The 22,878-nt window shown below is 46.5% G+C and carries 21 protein-coding genes; 4 read left to right on the top strand and 17 right to left on the bottom strand.

Annotation, left to right across the window (positions count from 1 at the left end; genetic code table 11):
* The 3 genes from ruvX to FD975_RS01285 form a co-directional block, all read right to left on the bottom strand.
* Nucleotides 1-426 carry a Holliday junction resolvase RuvX gene (gene ruvX, locus FD975_RS01295; protein WP_215302488.1) on the bottom strand — a complete coding sequence of 142 codons (426 nt, stop codon included), beginning with the start codon at nt 424-426 and terminating at the stop codon, nt 1-3.
* Entirely contained in the window at nt 419-1,003 is a 585-nt protein-coding gene (locus FD975_RS01290; protein WP_215303731.1) for a YqgE/AlgH family protein, read from the bottom strand. Before FD975_RS01290 ends, ruvX begins: the two co-directional genes overlap by 8 nt.
* Nucleotides 1,004-1,116: 113 nt before the next feature.
* Complete coding sequence (locus FD975_RS01285; RefSeq protein WP_251371265.1) at nt 1,117-1,791, bottom strand: YdcF family protein; 675 nt, start codon at nt 1,789-1,791, stop codon at nt 1,117-1,119.
* Nucleotides 1,792-2,014: 223 nt separating this feature from the next.
* Between FD975_RS01285 and FD975_RS01280 the strand changes: the two genes are divergently transcribed.
* Nucleotides 2,015-3,505, top strand: a complete 1,491-nt coding sequence (locus FD975_RS01280; RefSeq protein WP_215302486.1) for a deoxyribodipyrimidine photo-lyase — start codon at nt 2,015-2,017, stop codon at nt 3,503-3,505.
* A 40-nt stretch (nt 3,506-3,545) separates the two neighbouring features.
* Nucleotides 3,546-4,385, top strand: coding sequence for a symmetrical bis(5'-nucleosyl)-tetraphosphatase (locus FD975_RS01275; protein WP_215302485.1), 840 nt, complete (start codon nt 3,546-3,548; stop codon nt 4,383-4,385).
* Between the two features lie 16 nt (nt 4,386-4,401).
* Here FD975_RS01275 and hemL read toward each other — a convergent pair whose 3' ends face one another.
* From hemL to FD975_RS01225, 10 genes are all read right to left on the bottom strand, one after another.
* A complete protein-coding gene (gene hemL / locus FD975_RS01270; protein WP_215302484.1) occupies nt 4,402-5,694 on the bottom strand; it encodes a glutamate-1-semialdehyde 2,1-aminomutase in 1,293 nt (430 codons plus the stop codon).
* A gap of 54 nt (nt 5,695-5,748) precedes the next feature.
* Nucleotides 5,749-5,919: a rubredoxin gene (locus FD975_RS01265; protein WP_011902084.1), complete on the bottom strand. Its 171-nt coding sequence runs from the start codon at nt 5,917-5,919 to the stop codon at nt 5,749-5,751.
* 23 nt (nt 5,920-5,942) lie between these two features.
* Complete coding sequence (locus FD975_RS01260; protein WP_215302483.1) at nt 5,943-7,409, bottom strand: class I SAM-dependent RNA methyltransferase; 1,467 nt, start codon at nt 7,407-7,409, stop codon at nt 5,943-5,945.
* A gap of 70 nt (nt 7,410-7,479) precedes the next feature.
* Entirely contained in the window at nt 7,480-7,905 is a 426-nt protein-coding gene (locus FD975_RS01255; protein WP_215302482.1) for a CopD family protein, read from the bottom strand.
* Nucleotides 7,906-7,967: 62 nt separating this feature from the next.
* Nucleotides 7,968-9,254, bottom strand: a complete 1,287-nt coding sequence (locus tag FD975_RS01250; protein WP_251371258.1) for a glutamate-5-semialdehyde dehydrogenase — start codon at nt 9,252-9,254, stop codon at nt 7,968-7,970.
* A gap of 33 nt (nt 9,255-9,287) precedes the next feature.
* Entirely contained in the window at nt 9,288-10,349 is a 1,062-nt protein-coding gene (gene holA / locus FD975_RS01245; RefSeq protein ID WP_215302481.1) for a DNA polymerase III subunit delta, read from the bottom strand.
* Between the two features lie 19 nt (nt 10,350-10,368).
* The gene (gene lptE / locus FD975_RS01240; protein ID WP_215302480.1) at nt 10,369-10,896 is read right to left on the bottom strand and encodes an LPS assembly lipoprotein LptE; all 528 of its coding nucleotides are present in this window, start codon (nt 10,894-10,896) and stop codon (nt 10,369-10,371) included.
* Nucleotides 10,897-10,931: 35 nt separating this feature from the next.
* Nucleotides 10,932-13,604 carry a leucine--tRNA ligase gene (gene leuS, locus FD975_RS01235; protein ID WP_215302479.1) on the bottom strand — a complete coding sequence of 891 codons (2,673 nt, stop codon included), beginning with the start codon at nt 13,602-13,604 and terminating at the stop codon, nt 10,932-10,934.
* A gap of 50 nt (nt 13,605-13,654) precedes the next feature.
* Complete coding sequence (dapB, locus tag FD975_RS01230) at nt 13,655-14,455, bottom strand: 4-hydroxy-tetrahydrodipicolinate reductase (RefSeq protein ID WP_215303727.1); 801 nt, start codon at nt 14,453-14,455, stop codon at nt 13,655-13,657.
* A 67-nt stretch (nt 14,456-14,522) separates the two neighbouring features.
* Nucleotides 14,523-15,242, bottom strand: a complete 720-nt coding sequence (locus FD975_RS01225; protein WP_215302478.1) for an outer membrane protein assembly factor BamE — start codon at nt 15,240-15,242, stop codon at nt 14,523-14,525.
* Nucleotides 15,243-15,285: 43 nt separating this feature from the next.
* On the opposite strand from FD975_RS01225, the gene fur reads away from it, so the two are divergent.
* Nucleotides 15,286-15,744 (top strand): ferric iron uptake transcriptional regulator, encoded by a 459-nt coding sequence (gene fur, locus FD975_RS01220; protein WP_215303726.1) that lies wholly within the window; start codon nt 15,286-15,288, stop codon nt 15,742-15,744.
* 105 nt (nt 15,745-15,849) lie between these two features.
* Here fur and gap read toward each other — a convergent pair whose 3' ends face one another.
* Nucleotides 15,850-16,878: a type I glyceraldehyde-3-phosphate dehydrogenase gene (gap, locus tag FD975_RS01215; protein WP_215302477.1), complete on the bottom strand. Its 1,029-nt coding sequence runs from the start codon at nt 16,876-16,878 to the stop codon at nt 15,850-15,852.
* Nucleotides 16,879-16,934: 56 nt separating this feature from the next.
* Nucleotides 16,935-18,929: a transketolase gene (gene tkt, locus FD975_RS01210; RefSeq protein WP_215302476.1), complete on the bottom strand. Its 1,995-nt coding sequence runs from the start codon at nt 18,927-18,929 to the stop codon at nt 16,935-16,937.
* A 43-nt stretch (nt 18,930-18,972) separates the two neighbouring features.
* Here tkt and FD975_RS01205 point away from each other — a divergent pair, with 43 nt between their 5' ends.
* Nucleotides 18,973-19,734, top strand: coding sequence for a 16S rRNA (uracil(1498)-N(3))-methyltransferase (locus tag FD975_RS01205; RefSeq protein ID WP_215302475.1), 762 nt, complete (start codon nt 18,973-18,975; stop codon nt 19,732-19,734).
* 56 nt (nt 19,735-19,790) lie between these two features.
* Here the strand turns inward: FD975_RS01205 and FD975_RS01200 are convergent, their stop codons facing one another.
* Nucleotides 19,791-20,411 (bottom strand): barstar family protein, encoded by a 621-nt coding sequence (locus tag FD975_RS01200; RefSeq protein ID WP_215302474.1) that lies wholly within the window; start codon nt 20,409-20,411, stop codon nt 19,791-19,793.
* A 138-nt stretch (nt 20,412-20,549) separates the two neighbouring features.
* Complete coding sequence (locus tag FD975_RS01195; protein WP_215303724.1) at nt 20,550-22,877, bottom strand: NADP-dependent malic enzyme; 2,328 nt, start codon at nt 22,875-22,877, stop codon at nt 20,550-20,552.
* Nucleotide 22,878 lies beyond the last annotated feature (1 nt).

The raw sequence follows: 22,878 nt of genomic DNA, 5'->3' as shown, positions 1-22,878 counted from the left end.
TCAACTAATCCAATTCTTTTCAAGAAAATACTGCTCCAAAATCAAGGCCGCAGACTCGGCATCCAAATTCTCTCGCATATCAGGGTCGCCTTCTAAAACAGCGGAGGTATAGCGCTCATCCACCCACTCCACTGGCAGCTGAAAGCGTCCATGCAGCTGGTTGCCAAAGCGACGGGCCTTGGCGCTCATCTTATGCTCAGTCCCGTCAGGATGGCATGGCAACCCCACAACCAACTGGTTTGGTTGCCATTCTTTGATGAGGGTTTGAATAGCCCTAAATCTCACATCCTCAGATGGCTCCTCAATAATCCTCAATGGCTGGCCAGCTTTGGTCAGGGTATTGCCAACAGCAACGCCAATACGTCTCGTCCCGAAGTCAAAGGCCATGACCGTCCGCTCTACGCTCTTATTAATACCCTCAGGCATGCCCTGCCTCGCCAGAAAGATGGGATGGATCAAAACCTAAAAGACTCATCGTCCTCTCGTAGCGCTGGCTAGAGGGGGTGTTGAAAATAATCTCACTCATTTGCTGCTGGGATAAGGGAACATTGATCCAGCCATTGAGAGTGATCTCCTCCTCAAGCTGGCCCGCACTCCAACCCGCATAACCTAAGATCATTAAGAATTTGCTGGGCCCAGAACCTGTTGCCACGGCCTCAAGTACATCTTTAGATGTCGTCATGGTTAAGCCACCTGGAACTGCTAAGGAGGAGCTGTAAGCCACTTCTGTGGTGGGCTCGTGTAAGACAAAACCCCGCTCGATTTGTACTGGACCACCAAAATAGACCGGTTGTTCAGATACTGGCTCAGCCTCCAGCTTGACCTCAATTTTTTCAAATAAAGCACCCACATCCAGCTCAGTTGGGCGATTAATCACCAAGCCCATTGCACCGCGTTCAGTATGCTCAAAAAGATAAATGACTGAACCTGCAAAATTGGGGTCGACCATCCCAGGCATGGCAACAAGGAATTGGTTTGCTAGATGATCAGCGGAATAAGAAATTGAGGACCCAGCAGCTAAAGCGTGGGAAGTCTGGGTGGGTAGTGCATCGTGTCCCACAGGGGCTTTTTTAGCCATGTTCATTTGGATTTTATTTTACCGAATTTCTACCCCAGCTAAATCTTTCCGGTAATCCAATATCCCAAAAGACCAATAAGCTCGTGCATCAATTTATTCCAATTTTGCATACCAGCCGCCAGGTCAAATTTCTCCCAATGCAAGCGAAGACCAGTTTGGTAATCTACTGGAACCGGAATTACCTCAATTTCTTGTTTTTGAAAAACCTTTAATGATCGGTACATGTGGGATGCTGAAGTAATCAACAGCCAAGGCTTGGGGGTTATGTCAGAGTTATTAAGGTCCTTAGCCTCCAAAACCAAGATCATCGGCTTCATCAACAGGGCGTTTTCATAGGTATTGCGAGATTGATTTTCATAATGAGCATTATCTCTTGATAAACCCTGCTCTATAACCAATCGCTTAAAGGCATCTGCCTCAGATATTCCCACTGGAGAGAGGCGATCAGAGAATCCGCTAAAGATAAAAGGCAACTCTGGATATCGACGCATGAGCTCAAAAGCCTTGGTGATACGCTCAGCAGCAGAATAAATCGAAATCTCCCCACGATCTAGGGCAATTTCACCACCCCCAATCGCGCCACCCAAAATAATGATTCCGCCAAATTTCGTACGTGACATTTGCGCAAGTTGGGCCTTGGGTACGCTATCCTCAAGGGCTCTTAAAAAGACCTCGGAAGTCGGCAACCAACCAACCAGGAATAAGTCTGCCAAAGCTAGAATCAAGAATCGTTTACACAGATAGGGTTTTCTAAGAACCAGAAATAACAGACTGAGTGCCACAAAAACGATCAGCCAATTAAGAGGCTCAATGCAAAACTGCACCGATTTTGAAAAAACGAAAAATAAAGTATCCATTAGCTATCAGTCTATTTAATATGCAGAATATTACTCGCAAGCCAAGCGAAGCTCTTTAATAAGCCCTAATATAGGGGCTATGCAAAAAGCTCTCGTTTGGCTCCGCCGTGACCTGCGTCTCTATGACAACGCCGCCCTTCATCACGCCCTGAAAAATAATGCCCAGGTTTGGCTTGCGTTTATCTTCGATACCGATATTCTGGATCCACTCAAGTCTGAAGATCTAGATGCAAGCGGCCTGAAGCATGATCGGCGTGTAGACTTTATTTGGCAAGGTCTGAAGCAAATCGATGAGCAATTACGCAAACAAGGTGGAGGACTGATTGTTCAGTTCGGAAAACCTACTTCGTGCATTCCGAAGATTGCAGAGACATTGGGTGTCAATACCGTTTACACCAATCATGACTATGAGCCATCAGCAATTGCTCGTGATACCTCGGTTGCTAAATCACTAGACAAGCTGGGTATTAAATTCCAGACCTTCAAGGATCAAGTCATCTTTGAGAAAAAAGAAATTCTTACCAACTCCAATGCAGTCTTCTCCATCTTTACGCCATACAAAAATAATTGGCTTAAGACTTTGCAAGAAAAAGATATTGCCGCTTATGACTGCGATCCTAAAAAAGGTCAGTTAGCCCCTATCCCCAAATCATTAGAGACACCCTTTCCATCGCTAGAGTCTATGGGCTTTACCCCGACCGGGATTGAAACTTATCTTCCGCCAGGATCCAAGGGTGGTCAAAATTTCTTAGAGGATTTTCTGCACCGCATCGATCAATACCAAATCGGTCGAGACTTCCCAGCCATTAAAGGGGTGAGCTATCTATCTACCCATCTGCGTTTTGGCATGCTATCCATTAGGGGCTTGGTGCGCGAAGCACATCGCCGTATGCTTGCTGGCAGCATGGGTGCAACGATCTGGTTAAGCGAACTAATCTGGCGTGATTTCTATTTCATGATTCTGGCCAATCACCCACGTCTTGCCGAGGGTGCAGCATTCAAGCCAGACTACGACAATATCGAGTGGGAAAGTGGTGCTACTGCCAAGAAATTATTTAAAGCTTGGTGTGATGGTAAAACGGGTTACCCTTTGGTAGATTCTGCCATGTGCCAACTCAACCAAAGTGGCTATATGCATAACCGCTTACGCATGGTGGTTGCCAGCTTTCTCACCAAAGACCTAGGAATTGATTGGCGCTGGGGCGAAATGTATTTTGCAAAACACCTCAATGACTTTGAGCTTTCTTCCAACAATGGTGGATGGCAATGGGCCTCCTCTTCAGGATGTGATGCACAGCCCTACTTCCGCATCTTCAATCCGATCACCCAATCCCAGAAGTTTGATCCCGAAGGAAAATTTATCCGCCGCTACTTACCTCAACTGGACAAGCTCTCTAAGAAGTCTATTCATGCGCCTTGGGAAGCCGGTCATATTGAACTGGAAGCTGCCGGTATTCTGCTGGGTCGTGACTACCCCCTTCCCATCGTGAATCATGATGAAGCACGTAAAAAGACTTTGGTGCGCTATAGCGTAGTTAAAAAAGTCAGTCCCGAATCTGCATCCGAATAACTAATTGAAGACTCTGGCACTTTCCGATTTAAGATAGAGCATGAGCAAGATCTACGCCGTCGGTGATATTCAAGGGTGCGCACCATCCTTAAGGGCGCTCGTCAAAAAACTCCCCACTCAGTCAAAGATGATTTTTTTGGGTGATCTCGTGAATCGAGGTCCTGATTCATTAGGCACCCTACGTCATCTAAAGCAATTACAAGAAGAAAAGCGCATTGAATGCATTCTTGGAAATCATGATCTGCACTTGCTGGCCGTAGATGCGGGCATTCGCAAAACCAAGGGGTTGGATACTGTTCAACCCATACTGGATGCACCCGATAGAGCTGAATTAATTCATTGGTTACGCCATCGACCGATGGCTCTTAGTAATGGAAAAGTTTTAACAGTTCATGCCGGGGTTTTGCCTCAATGGGATCTGCAGCAAACGATTGAATGCGCACAAGAAGTAGAAAAAGCACTTCGTAACAAATCCTATAAAGATTTTTTAGCGAATATGTATGGCAATACTCCAAATAAGTGGAGTAACTCCCTCAAAGGTTATGAGCGTTTACGCGTCATTACCAATGCACTAACTCGCATTCGTTTTTGCACTCCTACGGGCACCATGGAGTTTGAAAGTAAAGAAGGTTTTGAAGATGGTCCGAAGGGCTATATCCCCTGGTTCAAAACCCCTAATAGAAAAACGCAAGACTCCCTCATTTACTTCGGACACTGGTCCACTCTAGGACTACTGCAACACGAGAATGTCATTGGGTTAGATACTGGTTGCGTGTGGGGTGGCAAACTCACCGCCATGGAAATTCCAGAATCAGGCAAGCCCAGCAAGGGCATAAAAATGATTCAAGTGGATGGCTATGACCACCCACTCAGAATGTAATTCCGCGTGGCGCCTCTTATAACTTTCTAAATGCAGTTTTTGCTGCAGCAATAATCTCTTCCAGCACTGCATTGTCATGAGTAATAGAGGTAAATCCAGCTTCATATGCTGATGGTGCAAAGTAAACACCTTGATCCAGCATCAAGTGGAAGAATTTCTTAAACGCTTCGATATCAGTTTTAGTCACCGCCTCAAAGGAAGTTGGGACTTCATTTGCAAAATAGAAACCGAACATACCGCCAACACTATCTACAGCAAACGGTACGCCCGCTTCATCCGCAGCCAGCTTTAATCCAGCCATGAGCTTTTCAGTTTGGCCAGTCAAACACTCATAAAAACCTTCTCTAGAAATAATCTCTAAGGTCTTTAAGCCTGCAGCTACTGCTACTGGATTACCTGACAAGGTGCCCGCCTGATATACATTGCCCAGCGGAGCGAGCTTAGACATGATTTCTTTTTTACCGCCAAAGGCAGCCATTGGCATGCCACCGCCCATCACCTTACCAAGACAAGTGAGGTCAGGAGTAATACCTTGAAGGGATTGGGCTCCACCTAATGCGACTCTAAAGCCGGTCATTACCTCGTCGTAAATTAATACACTGCCATGCTGGCTGGTGAGCTGGCGAAGTGTTGATAAAAATTCTTTTGAAGGTTTAATCAGATTCATGTTGCCGGCAATTGGCTCAATGATGACTGCCGCAATCTGATTGCCCTGCTTTTCAAATACTTCCTTTAGTGCTGCCACATCGTTGTATGGCAACACCAAGGTATGTTTCACTAGGTCATGTGGCACACCACCAGATGACGGTGCGTTTTGGGTTGAATCCGCAAAGGTCAAGAGGCCAGAACCTGCTTTAACAAGCAAGCTATCGGCGTGCCCGTGATAACAGCCCTCGAACTTGATGATGAGATCACGCTCCGTATAGCCACGCGCAAGGCGCAGAGCGCTCATAGTGGCTTCAGTTCCGCTCGAGACCATACGAACTTGCTCAATACTAGGAACTAAATGGCAGATGCGTTCTGCTAATTCAATTTCACCTTCTGTAGGGGCGCCGTAGCTAAAGCTGGTTTCTGCAGCATGCTTTACTGCTTCAACCACTTCTGGATTCGCATGGCCTGCAATCATGGGGCCCCAAGACATAATCAGATCAATATAGCGCGCACCTTCAGCATCCCAGAAATAAGGACCTTTAGCCTTAGCAACAAAACGGGGCGTACCACCGACCTGACGAAAAGCGCGTACTGGCGAGTTCACCCCACCCGGAATAGTCTTTTGCGCCCGCTCAAATAAGATGTCGTTTTGTCCCAAGATGCTGTCCTGCTTTCGCTAAAGTATTTTTAGTAATTGATTAATTCAGGGCGATTAGATCGCCATCATTTCAAAGTCTTCTTTACGTGCGCCGCACTCAGGACAAGTCCAGTTCATAGGGACGTCTTTCCAAAGCGTTCCTGGTGCAATACCCTCTTCAGGCAAACCAGCGGCTTCGTCGTAAACCCAACCGCAAATTAAACACATGTATGTTTTAAATTCCATCGCCGTCTTCCTTGTAGATATCTTTATTTTAAATCTGCTACTGCATCGCGTTTTTGATGCATCTCAAACTTAAACAGCCTGCACTCCAACGGACCATTAAATAAAGGAGTGCGCTTGGATTCCTTAATACGCAACTGCCCTGGTAAGGCCATGTCCGCTGTGAGTACAAAGACATTCCAACCACCAAAAGCATCCTTAAGGTGCTGACCAAATTGTCTCAAGAACTCGACAAATTTGGGGTCTTGCTCTTCTTGAGCTTGCAACTTTTTGAGAGACTCGCGGCTCGAACGTTTAGCGCTCTGACGACCTGTTTCCAAATTAAAGGCGTAGCGATCTTCTGGCTCTTCAGCTTGCTCATAGGAGTCACGCTCCATATCACCGCCTGCAGCACGATCCTGACCTCGCCCACCTTTGATGACTAAGCGCTCACCATATGGAGGGTTCAAGAGCATGACACCCTCTTTAACATTCGATGGTGGTTTGCTAGCCAAGGCGTCAATCTGGCGAGTCACTGGTAAGCCAGGTAACTGCGCACGCTGCCAATTACCTTTAAACATTGCCACCAGACGCTCATTAATATCGCCACCGCTAATAACTAAAGATTCTGAATCCGGGAACTGCTTACGCTTTTCCATCATCTCTGCGTGTGCAGCGTCTTTCAGAGAGATCCAGCGCTTTTGTTCAGCAGCTTCGTTAAAAGGCTTGAGTCTTTGAAAACCAAAGCCATGGGCTGAAGTCACTAATGGACGATAGGCCAAGCGACTTGGCTTCGCATCGTCACCATACATCCCTGCCCGAATAGCTCCCGGCGGAACAGCCAAAGCCATTTGTGCAGCTTCGATCAAAAAGGTGCCACTACCGCACATCGGGTCAAATAAGGTTTGAGCGGGTTTCCAGCCGGTAATCGACAAAATTCCTGCTGCAAGATTTTCTTTTAAAGGCGCATCACCTTTTTCATCGCGCCAGCCACGTTTAAATAAGGCCTCGCCAGAAGTATCCAAATAGATCGTGGCATGAGTGGCCGTTAGATGGGCCTGCACACGCACATCCGGAAACGCAGTATCAATGCTTGGGCGATCACCAGTGACATCACGCAGGCGATCCACAATCGCATCCTTGATCTTCAGAGTTGCGAAATTCAGACTCTTAAGTGGAGAGCGATGCGCAGTCACATCTACTCGAAGGGTTTGCTTAGAAGAAAACCACTCCTCCCATGCCAAACCGCTAGCTAATTTATAGAGATCTTCCTCTTGGCGATATGGCGATTCAGCCATTTGCAGTAGGACTCGGCTTGCAATACGTGAATGCAGGTTCAAAGCCATTGCAGCAGAAATAGGCGCAGCTAAACCTACACCACCTGTAGGGCTAGTTGGTGTTGGATCAATCACCCAAGCGCCCAGAGCCTTGCAGTCAGGGCGCTGCGCAATACTTGCTAGCTCTTGTGCAAGAGGCACTTCCAGTCCACCTGGACAAACAACAAAAAATCTCATGGAGCTAGCAATCTAAAAAGGTGAAGTAAAAAATTATCAAAACAATTAAACAATTACTTAGGTGTCAGCATTAAGGCTTGATCACGACTAAGGCTGTCACGATCAATAAAAGGATCACAGGCACTTCATTAAACCAGCGATACCAAACTCCAGAGCGGGCATTAACACCATTACGGAACTTTTTGAGCAAGCCCCAACAAGCATGGTGGTAACCAATAACTAAGATAACAAAGAAAAATTTGGCATGCATCCAAACCTCACCGGCACCAATCTTAAAATGCAGCCAAAGTGTCAGGCCCAACAAGACTGCAGGTACTGCCAAAATGGTCATAAAACGAAACAGACGATCAGCCATGCCGAGAAGACGTGCATAGACTTCAGGATTTTTCTCATCCGCCAGGTTCACAAAAATACGTGGGAGATAAAACAAACCTGCAAACCAAGAGGCAATTAAGACAATGTGAAGTGTCTTAGTCCATAAATATGCATTACCCATAATGAATAGTCTCCGTTAGGTATTTTTTATCGTTCTTGAATCGGGATTGATTAAGTACGCATTTAAGTACGAATTTCGCCATGACCCATGACGATATATTTGAGGGAAGTCAAACCATCTAAGCCAACAGGGCCGCGGGCATGTAGTTTGTCGTTAGAAATGCCGATCTCTGCGCCAAGGCCATATTCAAAGCCATCGGCAAAACGCGTGCTGGCATTGACCATTACACTGGCACTATCAACCTCACGCAAAAAACGATTCGCTTGAGCCTGATTGTTAGTAATGATGGCATCAGTATGTTTACTGCCATATTGCTCAATATGACCCATTGCCTCATCCATATCCGCAACCGTCTTAATCGACAAAATCGGCGCTAAATATTCTGTCTGCCAATCTTCTTCAGTGGCATTGACTAAGCCTCTAAAACCAGCCGCCTCAAGCGTATTTCGGGTTTGGTCATCAACACGTAATTCCACACCCTTGTCTTGGTAAATCTTACAAAGAGCTGGCAAAACTTGCGGCGCAATATTCTTGTTGACCAGGAGTGTTTCCATCGCATTACAAGGCGCATAGCGTTGGGTCTTGGCGTTATCGCAAACCTTAATCGCCATCGCGATATCTGCGTCAGCATCAATATAGGTATGGCAGATGCCATCCAAATGTTTAATCATTGGTACGCGTGCTTCTGCCATCAATCGGGCGATCAAACTCTTGCCACCGCGTGGCACGATCACATCGATGTATTCGGTCATGGTGATCATTTCGCCAACAGCAGCGCGATCTGTAGTGGTCACAACTTGAACTGCATCCATTGGCAAATTAGCTGCATCCAAACCTTCTTGAATCAATTGCGCCAATAAGGCATTTGAGTCAATCGCCTCTGAGCCACCACGCAAAATCACCGCATTACCTGACTTTAAGCAAAGCGCTGCGGCATCAATTGTCACATTTGGACGAGACTCATAAATAATGCCAATCACACCGAGTGGAACACGCATCTGACCGAGTTCAATACCAGAGGCCTGTTTTTGCAATGGCGTTATTTTTCCAATCGGATCTTCCAAAGAAACAATTTGCTCTAAACCCAATGCCATAGACTCAATCGTCTTGGGAGTCATGGTGAGGCGGTCAATAAAGGCGGCGTCTTGCCCATTGGTTTTTGCGCGAGCAACATCAAGCGCATTAACTCGCAAAATTTCTTCAGAACGCTCACGAACCAACTTGGCGATATGCAATAAGGCTTTATTTTTCTGTTCGCTAGATGCCCGCGCCATTGCGCGTGATGCCTGACGAGCACGTCGGCCAATATCTTGCATCATTTGCTGAATGGTATTTGTTGAATTACTCATATATTTACTATGTCAAAATTAATATTGATGTATCTAGCGCAATAGATTTCCCACTAAACGCAAACCATCCCAAGGATCTGCTGGTAATTCCGCCGCATGCAATCCTTTAGCCTGACGATCTAAACCTGCAGCTAGCTGCATTGCTCTGCGCAACCTTAAGGGCTGTACCCGCTTTAAAGCCTGAGGATATAAACGCTCTTTATTACCCCAAATGCGGTTAGCACGCATTAAGTTCTGCACAGACTCCCCAGCATCACTTGCTGCCTTCAGTTTCGATAGTATCCGAAGCTCTTCCGTTACGCTCCATAGAATCAAGACCAAAGGCTCACCCTCACCCTTGAGGCCATCTAACATACGATTGAGTCGAGGCAGATCACCAGCCAACATCGCTTCAGTTAGTTCAAAAACGTTATAGCGAGCCACTTTCAAAATAGCTGACCTAATTTGGTCCTCAGTTAATACGCCTGCAGGATGCAATAAACCTAGCTTTTGAATTTCTTGATGGGCAGCAATCAGGTTTCCTTCTACTTGCTCAGCAATGAAAGCTAAAGCGCGCTGTCCATCTGGACCTGACTGCACTTCTTGACCCTGCTTCTTGAGTCGTCCCGCAATCCATTGCGGCAATTGCGTGCGATCCAAGGAATCCAACTGAATCGCCATACCTGCTTCATCCAAAGCAGTAAACCAAGCAGAGGTTTTAGTCTTACCATCCAATTTAGGTAGGATGATGCAAAAAATCGTATCCGGCCCCTCGGGTCCAACTGGCTGAGACTCGATTTGGGCAGAGAACTGTTTAAGCGCATCAGCACCATCACGGCCAGGCTTACCTGTTGGTATGCGTAACTCAACCCAGCGCTTGTCTCCAAACAAAGACATAGTTTGGCCCGCACTTAATAAGGCGCTCCAATCAAACCCGCGCTCTTGCAATAAAACTTCACGGTCGGTGTAACCCATTTTTTTCGCAGTGGCACGTAATTGATCCATCGCCTCCATCATGAGGAGAGGCTCATCACCACTAAATATGTACAGGGGCTTTAATGAAGCGGCTGAATTCAGCGACTTCAAGTGAACCTGTAGGGCATCGCTCTTAACCATGCGATTGGATCGTCATTCTTTAAAAACTTTTAGGCCGTGGAACTCGGGCAGTTGCAGCAACACGACGCAGAATTTGCACAGCAAGATCTCGACGCATCAAAGACAGAAATTGTTGCATTTGGACATCGGTCGCCAAAACAGTCGATACCGAGAAGTCCATATCTCGCGTCATGTAGATCTCAGCTTCAGGTACGACATCTGCTCCAGTATTGTCATAGGCTCTAAACCCAACACGAATGTTTAAGCGATAGGCAGAGACCTGACCATTGGAGTTGTATGCCAAGATCTCACGACCATTCAAATCGCTCGTGATTTCTAAAGTAAGGTCAGCATCTTTGGGATTGATGGCCACCTTTGCATCAGTACCAGTCAAGATAGCTGTCTGTAGATCCGTTCTAAGAAGGGGTGATGGGCTACCAGTAATCGCGATGACTTTGTAGGGCAAATCCACCATGCCACGTAAGCGGTAGCCACAGGCGATCAGTCCGCTGACTGGAGCTAGAGCGAGAAACCCAAGCAGAGTACGTCGAAGTTGATTTACGCGCATGTGTTTAGTTTCTATTCAAAGTAATTTGCAAGTATCTAAGCAACAATATTGATTAAGCGACCTGGAACCACAATCACCTTTTTAGGGGCTGCGCCGTTTAATGCTTTCATGGCTGGCTCGCTTTGTAATGCCAAATTCTCAATTTGCTCTTTAGTAGCATCCGCAGGCACACGAATATCACCGCGCAGCTTGCCATTGATTTGCAACATGATGGTCAGCTCTGTTTGTATCAGCGCAGCTTCATCTACTGCAGGCCATGGTGCATCCAATAGACTGCCAAAAGATTGATCGCAAGCAATTTCATTCCAGAGGGCATGCGTCAAGTGCGGAACCACTGGGTAAAGCACCCGAATCAAAATACTGAGACACTCGCGCAATACAGTAGGCCTCACTGTAGTCTTGTCGCCTAATTTCACAGGCTCCAAGACGTTCAGCATCTTCATTGCCGCAGAAACTACGGTGTTGTACTGACGACGCTGATAGTCAAAGTTAGCTTGCTTCAGAATGGTGTGCACTTCACGACGCAATTCTTTTTCAACATCATTTAAATCGCTTGGCAATACTTCAGAGGCAGCGCGGATTGCATCAGCTTGACTGCTGGCATACACCCAAACACGGCGCAAGAAACGGGAGGCGCCCTCCACACCGGCACTAGACCACTCGAGCTGTTGCTCAGGAGGAGCAGCAAACATCACAAATAAACGCGCAGTATCAGCACCATATTGATCAATCAATGCTTGAGGATCAACACCATTGTTTTTACTCTTAGACATCTTCTCGACACCGCCAATAATGACGGGTGTACCAGAAGCATCGCCTTTTAGCTTGGCGCTTTGAGGGCGGCCTTTGTCATCTAGTTGGAGCTCTACATCCAATGGATTTAACCAAGTCTTTTTACCGGATGCTTCTTCAGAGTAATAGGTCTCATTAAGCACCATGCCTTGCGTCAGCAAGTTCTGGAACGGCTCATCAAAAGTGATGAGATTGAGATCACGCATGACCTTAGTCCAGAAGCGTGCATAGAGCAAATGCAAAATCGCATGTTCAATACCGCCAATGTACTGATCCATTGGCATCCAGTATTCGTTACGCGCATCGACCATGGTCTTCGCATCTGGACCGGTGTAACGCATGAAATACCAAGATGAATCTACGAAGGTATCCATCGTGTCAGTCTCACGACGTGCAGGCTTGCCACATTGTGGACACTTCACATTGAGGAAGTCAGCACGCTTATTGAGCGGATTACCGCTGCCATCTGGCACGCAATCTTCGGGCAGCACTACCGGTAAATCTGCTTCAGGTACTGGCACAGCACCGCAACCAGGGTTGTGTTCATCGCCACAATGAATGATCGGAATTGGTGTACCCCAATAGCGCTGACGAGATATACCCCAATCGCGCAAACGGTAAGTGGTTTTGATCTCACCAATACCCATTTGCTCTAAATCTTTGGCCACCGCATCAACAGCCTCTCCATGCGATAAGCCATCGTATTTGCCACTATTGAGACAAACGACATCATCCTTCTGCGCATACCAATCTTGCCAGTGGCTAGTGTTGAACATGTCTGAAGGAGTGCGTGGAGCAATCACCTGCTTAATTGGTAAGTCATATTTGAGGGCAAATGCAAAGTCGCGCTCATCATGTGCAGGCACACCCATGACAGCGCCATCACCATAAGACATCAGCACGTAGTTACCAACCCAAACCGGTACAGGCTCATTAGTTAGCGGATGCGTAACATATAGACCTGTGAACATGCCTTCTTTTTCTTGGGTAGCAAGGTCAGCCTCAATCACGCTGCCTGTTTTGCATTTCTCAATGAATGCTGCCAACTCAGGATTATTGGTTGCCGCCAAAGTTGCCAATGGATGCTCTGCCGCAACTGCACAGAAAGTAACACCCATGATGGTGTCAGCACGCGTCGTAAATACATACAACTGACCGTCTTGAACAAAATTACCGTTTGCATCAGCAATCTCGTGCTTGAACGCAAAACGAACGCCGCGACTTTTGCCAATCCAATTTTGCTGCATCGTCTTGACGCGCTCAGGCCAACCTAAACCATCCAAACCTGAGAGCAATTGCTCTGCATAAGCAGTGATATTGAAGTAATAGCCTGGAATCTCACGCTTCTCAACTAAGGCGCCTGAACGCCAACCGCGCCCATCAATCACCTGCTCATTTGCTAAAACAGTTTGATCGATTGGATCCCAATTCACGACTTGTGTCTTGCGATAAGCAATACCCTTTTCAAGCATTTTCAAAAAGAGCCATTGGTTCCAACGATAGTAATCAGGACTACAAGTAGCCACTTCGCGCGACCAATCAATTGCTAGACCCATCGCTGCCATTTGCTTTTTCATATAAGCAATGTTGTCGTAGGTCCATTTAGCTGGAGGTACTTTATTCTGAATCGCCGCATTTTCTGCGGGCATTCCAAAGGCATCCCAACCCATTGGCATCAGTACGTTATAGCCCTGCATGCGCAACTGTCGCGCCATTACATCGTTAATCGTATAGTTACGAACGTGACCCATATGCAACTTACCTGATGGGTAGGGCAACATAGAGCAAGCATAGTATTTTGGCCTTGGTTTACCGGAAGCATCTAAAGCATTCTCGGTAACCTTGTAAGCTTGTGCGCTCTCCCAATCAGCGCGTGCTGCAGCTTCAATACTGCGGTGATCGTAATCCTTACTCATTCAATACAACTCTTTTCTTCTATTCTGATTTACTCAACTTACTTGTTTTTTTACTTACGCAGGCCAAGAACATCTTGCATGTCATATAAGCCGGAATTCTGATCCTGCAAGAAACGTGCGGCACGCAATGAACCTTGCGCATAAGATTGGCGGCTAGAAGACTTATGGCTAATCTCAATGCGCTCGCCCTCGCCTGCAAATAAGACAGTGTGATCACCCACAATATCTCCACCACGAATAGTGGCAAAACCAATTGAGCCAGCTTTGCGCTCGCCGGTATGGCCTTCGCGAGCATACACAGCCACATCATCTAATTTCTCACCAAGCGCATCTGCAATCACTTCACCCATTCGCAGTGCAGTACCTGAAGGGGCATCTACCTTATGGCGATGGTGCGCTTCAACGATTTCAATGTCGTAACCCTCGTTCAACATCTTGGCAGCAATCTCTAGCAACTTAAATGTCGCATTGACACCCACACTCATATTTGGCGCAAATACGATAGCTAAATTGGCAGAAGCTTTTTTCAGACTATCAATTTGATCTGAGCTCAAACCAGTAGTACCAATAATCATTTTGCTACCAGTCATTTGCGCCACAGCTAAGTGAGCCATCGTGCCTTCTGGTCGTGTGAAGTCAATTAAGAATTCAGCACCAGTCAAAGCCTTTGCAATATCCGATGTAATGGCTACGCCAGTGTTTTTACCCAAGAACGCACCAGCATCTTCACCCAGCATCGGGCAAGACTCATGCTCAAGCGCGCCCACCAGCTCAGTATCTGCGCAATTGAGCACAGCCTCAATCAACATTTTTCCCATGCGGCCGGTTGCACCAGCGATTGCGATTTTCATCATTTGTATCTTCGTTTCTTATTCAAGGTTGTCGAAAAAATCATTCGACATCAATACAACTTTATCTTTACTTCGCTTCAGTAGCCTGCGGAATATTGAGAGCACCTGGGCCTAAGGGTTGGGGCTCAGGCTGGGTATCTGACGATTTTTTTGAAAAACTAAAAAAGTCCCAAAAAGAACTACTTGCAGGAGCCGCAGGTACTGGCGCCCCAGCCGGCAAATTATTGGTTGGGCTTGGCACTAGCAACTCAGGTTGCTGCAACGGCGGAGTTACTGGAGGCTTATTCGAGCCCGTCATGACATCCCAGAATGAGCGCTTGGTTTTTGCGTAGCCATCAATCTCAGCAACCAATTCAACCTCGGTTGGTAAGGCATCGCCTTGGAACCTCACTAATTTATCACCCTCGAAAAATACAGTGACACGACGCTCTTTACTCATTTGCTGACCAGCACGCTTAAATTCAAAAACGTAGTCCCAGCGATTGGCATGGAAATAACTAGCCAGTAAAGGTGTGCCCAAAATTTGACGGACTTGTTCGCGACTTTGGCCCACTGAGAGCTTGGCGTATTGCTCGCTAGAAATAAAGTTGCCTTGCACCACATCAGGAACATAAGGTCTAAAGACTTTATTCATCCAGGCGCGTTGCGTGTCATCAACGGCGCTGGTGCAGCCTGTAGCGATCATTACTGAACTCACAGCAACAATAACCAGCCCTGATCGAGCAAGGTCAAGAGCCCCAAAAATGGAGTTCAATAGACGGGTAAACAGTTGAAGGCAATTTTGCATGGCAGGCCGTATCATTAAGACATTGATTTTAGCTCCCAAACCCATGAATATGAACCAAAACCCAACTCCAGCGGATTTGCGTGACATTGGCCTCAAAGCTACTGGTCCACGCATGAAAATCTTGGACTTTTTTCATCAAAATAGCGGTACCCACTTCAGCGCTGAAGATGTCTTTATGGCCCTAGCCAAGAAAGACAAAGAAATTGGTTTGGCCACGGTTTATCGGGTCCTCACCCAGTTTGAACAAGCAGGACTCCTACTCCGCAGTCATTTTGAGTCCAGTAAGGGTGACGGAAGAGCTATTTATGAGCTTAATGAGGGCCAGCACCATGACCACTTGGTTTGCTTGGATTGCGGGCATGTAGAAGAGTTTGTGGATGAGGCCATTGAAAAAAGGCAACGTGATATTGCCAAAAACCTCGGTTTTAAGCTCCAAGAGCACTCTTTAGCCATGTATGGCCACTGCCAAAAGAAGAATTGCCGAAAGAAGCCAAAATCCTAATTTGGGAAGATAAGCACAGATAATGAAAAAAGACCTCAATTGAGGTCTTTTTTAACTACAAAATAAGATTTTAAGCTCTTTTAGCCTTAAAACCCCATCAATTACTTACCTTACAGCCATCAATGCTTCAGCAGCATTGAGCATTTGGACTGAATAGCCCCATTCGTTGTCGTACCAAGCCAAGACTTTGACCAACTTGCCGTCTGCCGACACGCGAGTCTGGGAAGCGTCATAAATACTGGGGCGTGGATCATGATTGAAATCGATAGATACCAAAGGCAAAGTATTAAAACCCAAAATACCCTTCAATTCGCCCTCGCTCGCTGTTTTGAGGATAGAGTTCACTTCGTCCACGCTAGTAGCGCGGCTGGCAGCAAAGGTTAAATCCACGACAGAAACGTTAATAACGGGCACGCGCATTGCAAAACCATCAAAGCGTCCTGCCAAAGCTGGCAACACCAAACCAACCGCTTTTGCAGCACCCGTCTTCGTTGGAATCATGCTGCTCACAGCAGAACGGGCACGGCGCATATCCTTGTGATACACGTCAGTCAGAACCTGGTCGTTTGTAAATGCATGGATCGTTGTCATCAAGCCAGACTCGATGCCAATTTTTTCCAGCAATGGCTTAACCAAAGGCGCTAAACAGTTAGTCGTACAGCTCGCATTAGAAACCACGACGTCGCTTGGTTTAAGCACTTGCTGATTTACACCGTAAACAATTGTGGCATCCACATCTTTTTCACCGGGAGCAGAGATCAATACTTTCTTCGCGCCCTGAGAGATATGCACCATGGCTTTTTCTTTTGAGGTGAACTTGCCGGAGCACTCGAGCACTAAGTCCACTCCCAACTCACCCCAAGGTGTTTCTAAAGGATTGCGAGTCGAAAACATTTTGATGCGATCGCCATTAACTACCATGCAATCACCATCTACTTTTACTTCAGCAGGAAAACGACCGTGCGCAGAATCATATTGCGTTAAGTGTGCATTGATATCGATATCACCCATCGCGTTAATTGCGACGATTTTGATATCACGTCTTGGCTTGCCATTGACTTGATCTTCATAAAAGGCACGCAAGACCATGCGACCAATGCGACCATAACCATTAATTGCGACACGAATTGTCATTCCATTCCCCTTACTAATTTTGAATTCTTAAATAAATACTCTGCTTCTGATCTTTTTTATTTCTTGGCAATGCATTGCTTTACTGTTTTAGCGATCTGATCCACGGTCAAGCCAAAATATTCATAAAGCACTGGCGCTGGCGCTGACTCACCAAAAGTATCAACACCGTGCACCGCCGCACAACCATACTTCCACCAGAAATCACTCACCCCAGCTTCAACAGCAATACGTGGAATATCAGCCGGCAAGACTTTTGCTTTGTAAGCGGCATCTTGTTGATCAAATACCGTTGTTGATGGGATTGACACTACGCGAATGCCAAAACCTTCACCCTCTAAACGCTCCGCAGTTTGTAGTGCCAAAGCAATCTCTGATCCCGTAGCAATAATCACTGCATCGATCTTGGATTTCTTGGGGTCACGCAAAACATATCCACCACGTGCAATATCTTTTACTTGTTGGCTATTGCGCGATACAAATGGGCAGTTTTGACGACTGAAGATCAAAGCACTAGGGCCATGCTTACGCTCAATGGCTGCCCCCCAGGCAACTGCACTCTCCGTGGTGTCACATGGGCGCCAAACCATTAAATTCGGAATAAGGCGCAAGCTTGCTACGTGCTCAACAGACTGGTGTGTTGGGCCATCTTCACCCAAGCCAATCGAGTCATGCGTAAAGACAAAGATGCTGCGCAACTTCATCAATGCAGCCATGCGCAAGGCATTGCGACTGTAATCCGAGAAGGTTAGGAAGGTGCCGCCGAATGGGATGTAGCCACCATGCAAAGCGATACCGTTCATGATGGCGCTCATACCAAATTCACGAACACCGTAGTTGATGTGGTTACCCCATTGGTCAGCACGCACAGCTTTGCATGCAGACCAGTTAGTTAAGTTAGAACCTGTTAAGTCAGCAGAGCCGCCCATAAATTCTGGTAAGGCTGGTGCTAGCGCTTCGATAGCATTCTGACTTGCTTTGCGAGTAGCAATCGTTTCTGCTTTGGTTTCACAGGTCTTTAAGTAAGCATCTAAAGTTTTAGAGAAGTCTTGAGATAAGTCGCCTTGCATACGGCGCTGTAATTCAGAGGCCAACTCTGGATATTTATTTTTGTACGCTTGGAATTCTTTATTCCACTCATGCTCAGCAGCTTGTCCACGCTTCTTGAAATCCCAGGATTCATAAATATCATTTGGAATTTCGAACGGAGCATACGGCCAGTTCAAGGCAACACGAGTTGCCGCTATTTCAGCTGAGCCTAATGGGGAGCCATGCACCTTATCACTGCCAGCCATATTCGGCGAGCCTTGACCAATCGCTGTCTTGCAACAGATTAAGGTTGGTTTGTCACTCTTCTTCGCTTTAGCGATTGCGGTAGATACAGCCTCTGCATCATGACCATCCACATCACGAATCACATTCCAACCGTATGCCTCAAAACGCTTTGGCGTATCTTCGTTAAACCAAGAAACGACCTTGCCATCAATCGAAATGCCGTTGTCATCCCATAGTGCAATAAGCTTGCTTAACTTGAGGGTACCGGCTAGTGAACAGACTTCATGACTGATGCCCTCCATCAAACAACCGTCACCTAAAAATACATAGGTGAAGTGATCAACAATGTCATGGCCAGGGCGATTAAATTCTTCTGCCAATAATTTCTCTGCCAGCGCCATACCCACTGCGTTTGAAATACCCTGACCTAATGGTCCGGTAGTGGTTTCTACTCCAGGCGTAATTCCATATTCAGGATGGCCAGCAGTTTTACTATGCAATTGACGGAAATTTTTTAACTCGCTCATCGGCAAGTCGTAACCCGTGAGGTGCAGTAAGGAATACAACAACATGGAGCCATGACCGTTTGATAAAACAAAGCGATCGCGATTCATCCAATGTGGATCTGTTGGGTTATGTTGCAAATGCTCATTCCAAAGACCAACCGCAATATCAGCCATACCCATAGGCATTCCAGGGTGACCAGAATTGGCTTGTTGAACTGCATCCATGGATAAAGCACGAATGGCGTTTGCCATACGAATTTGAAGGTTTGACATCGTAAATTAGGTCTCTGGAAAATTAATTAGCTATATTTCAGTAATGCCTCAATTTTATCTTCCCGGGCCATGGGAAACCCAAAAGCCAAATACCCTCACCCCTGAGCTCGCCCATCACTTGCGTGTCCGCCGTATCCAGGTCGGTGAATTCTTCCCCATCTTTGATGGGGAAGGCCATGTTGCTAAGGCCAAACTCCTTTCCCTGAGCAATAAATCTGGGGAAGCAGAGTTGAGTGATATTCGCCTAGATACCCATCGTGAGAGCCCTTATGCCATTACATTGGCACAAGGTCTGGCTGGTGGTGACAAGATGGATTGGGTTGTTGAGAAAGCCATAGAGACCGGCGCTCAAGTGATTGCACCGCTGCAGTGCGAGCGCTCAGTGATTAAATTGATGCGCTCTAGCGATGCCGAGCGGGCGCAAAAACGCCTCCTCCACTGGGAGGGTATTGTTCAGGCGGCCTGCGAACAATGTGATCGCACTGTTTTAGCTTCAGTAGAACCCGTTCAAAGTTTTGAGAGTTACCTACAAAAGCCACAAAAAGCGAAACTTAAACTACTTTTAAGCCCAGATACTGACAAAAGCCTGTACTCAGTATTAATTGAAAGTCAACCGCAGGATGTTATTTTGATGATTGGGCCCGAGGGTGGGCATTCTCCAGAGGAAGAGGCTCAAGCTCAAGCTGCTGGATATCAAATTGTTTCTCTAGGGGATCGGGTATTGAGAACTGAGACTGCTGGAATTGTGGCGATCACTGCCGTTCACAGTATTTGGGATCCAGAAATGCAAAATCGCCTCAAATAGAGGCGATTTATGCTGTTTTCTTAGTGCTCAGCCTAAATAATTACTGAGTTAGTAATTTAGGCAAAAGAGTAGAACACGCGATAAGGTGTGCGACGCTCAGACCAGAAGTCCACAGCATCACGGAACACATCTAACAGTGTCTCGCGAGCCTCTTTATCGAACTTCTGTGTACAAGGCAGGCCTTCGAGCACCACAACGAAACCTGGTTGTGGACCAGACTTATCAACCGTAGTTGTCAAAGCATCTAACAAAGGATCGAAATTCTTCGCTTGTTGCTTGGTAAATGTATACGCAATAGCAATCGCTTCCAATACTTCGCCTTTAGTCATTGCATTTGCGCAATTGGCGTAAATGAAGTGTTGACCAAGCTCTGTAGCAGCCTCCTGGAGGTCAGGAGTACGGAAAGCACGGATAGATTGCACGATATTAGGGCGCACACTGCGCAACATTGCCGGCGGTCCGGCATCGCGAACGGCCAAAGCGGCACGCCAAGAAGCTGTCACTTTTTTCCCCGAAACTTGATTTGCTGCATAGGTTTGTAAACGAGATAAGCCACCCTCGGCATATATATTGGCAGCAGAAGACTCGGTTTCAAGTCGATCATTACTATCCCAACTTTCAGCGCGACTGTGTTCGTCGAAGCTTACTGTAGTGCCGTTTTCAGAGCGATTATTCATGATGGGTGCTAGGTTACCCTTAACACGCCATCAAATCAAGCCCAATTACAGCACATTTTACATAAACCATTGATTTATATAATAATTATTTATGTTAGTTACCGCTAACTAACATAAATAAAAGCTTACTCTTACTTCTTAAGCCACGCCCCTGGCGTTACTTGCCGCTTCAACTACCGCCAAAGTAGTGACATTGACGATACGACGCACAGTAGCGGATGGCGTCAGGATATGAATCGGCTTAGCGGCACCTAGGAGTAATGGTCCGATTGCAATGCCGTTACCAGCTGCAGTCTTTAGCAAGTTGTAAGAAATGTTTGCAGCATCAATATTTGGCAACACCAGCAAATTAGCATCACCCTTTAATGGGGATGAAGTAACGGCGCTGGCACGAATAGTTTCATCCAAAGCGCTATCACCATGCATTTCACCATCAACCTCAAGGGTTGGATCTGCTTTTTGAATCAATGCCAACACTTCACGCATCTTCACTGCGGAAGGCGCACTGCTTGAACCAAAATTGGAGTGTGACAATAGTGCAACTTTAGGCGCTAGACCTAATTTACGCATTTCGCATGCAGCCATCAAGGTCAATTCAGCCAACTGCTCTGCACTTGGATCGATATTGACATGGGTATCAACCAAAAATACTTGGCGTCCCGGCAAAATCAATCCAGACATGGCGCCATAAACATTCGCACCTACTTCATGACCCACTACTTCATCCACATACTTCAAATGCGTAGCTAAATTACCAACAGTTCCACAAATCATGCCATCGGCCATACCTTTGGTAATCATGACCGAGCCAATTAGGCTGTTGCGACGACGCATTTCTAACTTAGCGAAAGATTCAGTAACGCCTTTGCGCTCCGTTAAACCTAAATAGGTTTGCCAAAAATCACGATAGCGTGGATCGTTCTCAGGATTGACGATCTCAAAATCTTCACCAGCTTTAATACGCAACCCAAACTTGCCAATGCGGTGCTCAATTACTGCGGGGCGTCCGATCAAAATTGGCGTCGCTAAATGCTCATCAATGATGATTTGTACTGCACGTAATACACGCTCATCTTCACCCTCAGCAAACACGATACGTTTTTGTGCGGCAGGAACACCCTTAGCAATACTAAATAGCGGCTTCATCAAAGTACCAGAGTGGTACACAAATTGTTGCAACTGATTACGATAAGCGTCAAAGTCTTTAATCGGACGTTGAGCAACGCCATCATCCATCGCCGCCTTAGCAACCGCAGGTGCAATGACCGTTATCAAACGTGGGTCAAATGGCTTCGGAATCAAATATTCTGGGCCAAAAGACAAGTTCTCAATACCATACACAGAGGTCACTACTTCGCTTTGCTCTGCTTGCGCTAACTCCGCCACAGCCTTAACTGCCGCGACTTCCATGCCACGCGTGATAGTGGTAGCACCAACATCCAGTGCACCGCGGAAGATGAATGGAAAGCACAATACGTTATTCACTTGGTTCGGATAATCAGTACGGCCAGTTGCCATCACTGCATCAGGACGAACTTCTTTAACTTCCTCAGGAAGAATCTCAGGCGTTGGATTTGCTAGGGCATAAATCAATGGCTTATTAGCCATCTTTTTAACCATGTCTTGCTTTAATACACCACCAGCAGAAAGACCTAAGAAAATATCAGCGCCTTCAATCACTTGATCTAAAGTGCGCAAATCTGTCTCTTGACAGAATGGCTCTTTCTCCGGATCCATGAGTTCTTTGCGACCTTTATAAGCAACACCAGCCAAATCAGTAACCCAAATATTTTTACGAGGAATGCCAAGGTCAACCAGCAAATCCAAGCAAGCTAATGCAGCAGCACCAGCACCTGAGGTAACTAGCTTCACGCTAGCCACATCTTTACCAACTACTTTCAAGCCATTCAGAATTGCGGCAGCGACCACAATCGCAGTTCCGTGTTGGTCATCATGAAAGACTGGGATCTTCATGCGAGCCTGTAATTTGCGCTCAACTACAAAACAATCTGGTGCTTTGATGTCCTCTAAATTGATACCGCCAAAAGTAGGCTCAAGTGCAGCAATGATCTCAACTAATTTATCTGGATCGTTTTCATTAACCTCGATATCGAAAACATCAATGCCAGCAAATTTCTTAAAGAGAACTGCTTTACCTTCCATCACTGGCTTACTTGCCAATGGTCCAATATTTCCCAAACCTAATACTGCGGTACCGTTCGTAATTACGCCGACTAAATTTCCGCGTGCTGTGTAACGAAATGCATTGGCAGGATCCTTAGCAATTTCTTCGCAGGCTGCTGCAACACCAGGGGTGTAGGCAAGTGCTAAGTCTCGCTGATTAGTTAACTGCTTAGTTGGAGCAATTTCGATTTTTCCGGGAACAGGAAACTCGTGATAGTGGAGGGCGGCCGCTCTTAAATCCGCTATTTGTTGTTCTTTGCTGCTATTGCTTGGTTTGCTCATC

Origin of the sequence: Polynucleobacter sp. AP-Jannik-300A-C4 (assembly GCF_018688335.1) — a bacterium.
GTDB lineage: Bacteria > Pseudomonadota > Gammaproteobacteria > Burkholderiales > Burkholderiaceae > Polynucleobacter.
The sequence above is the reverse complement of the archived record's forward strand: the minus strand, read 5'-3'. Positions and strand labels throughout refer to the sequence as shown.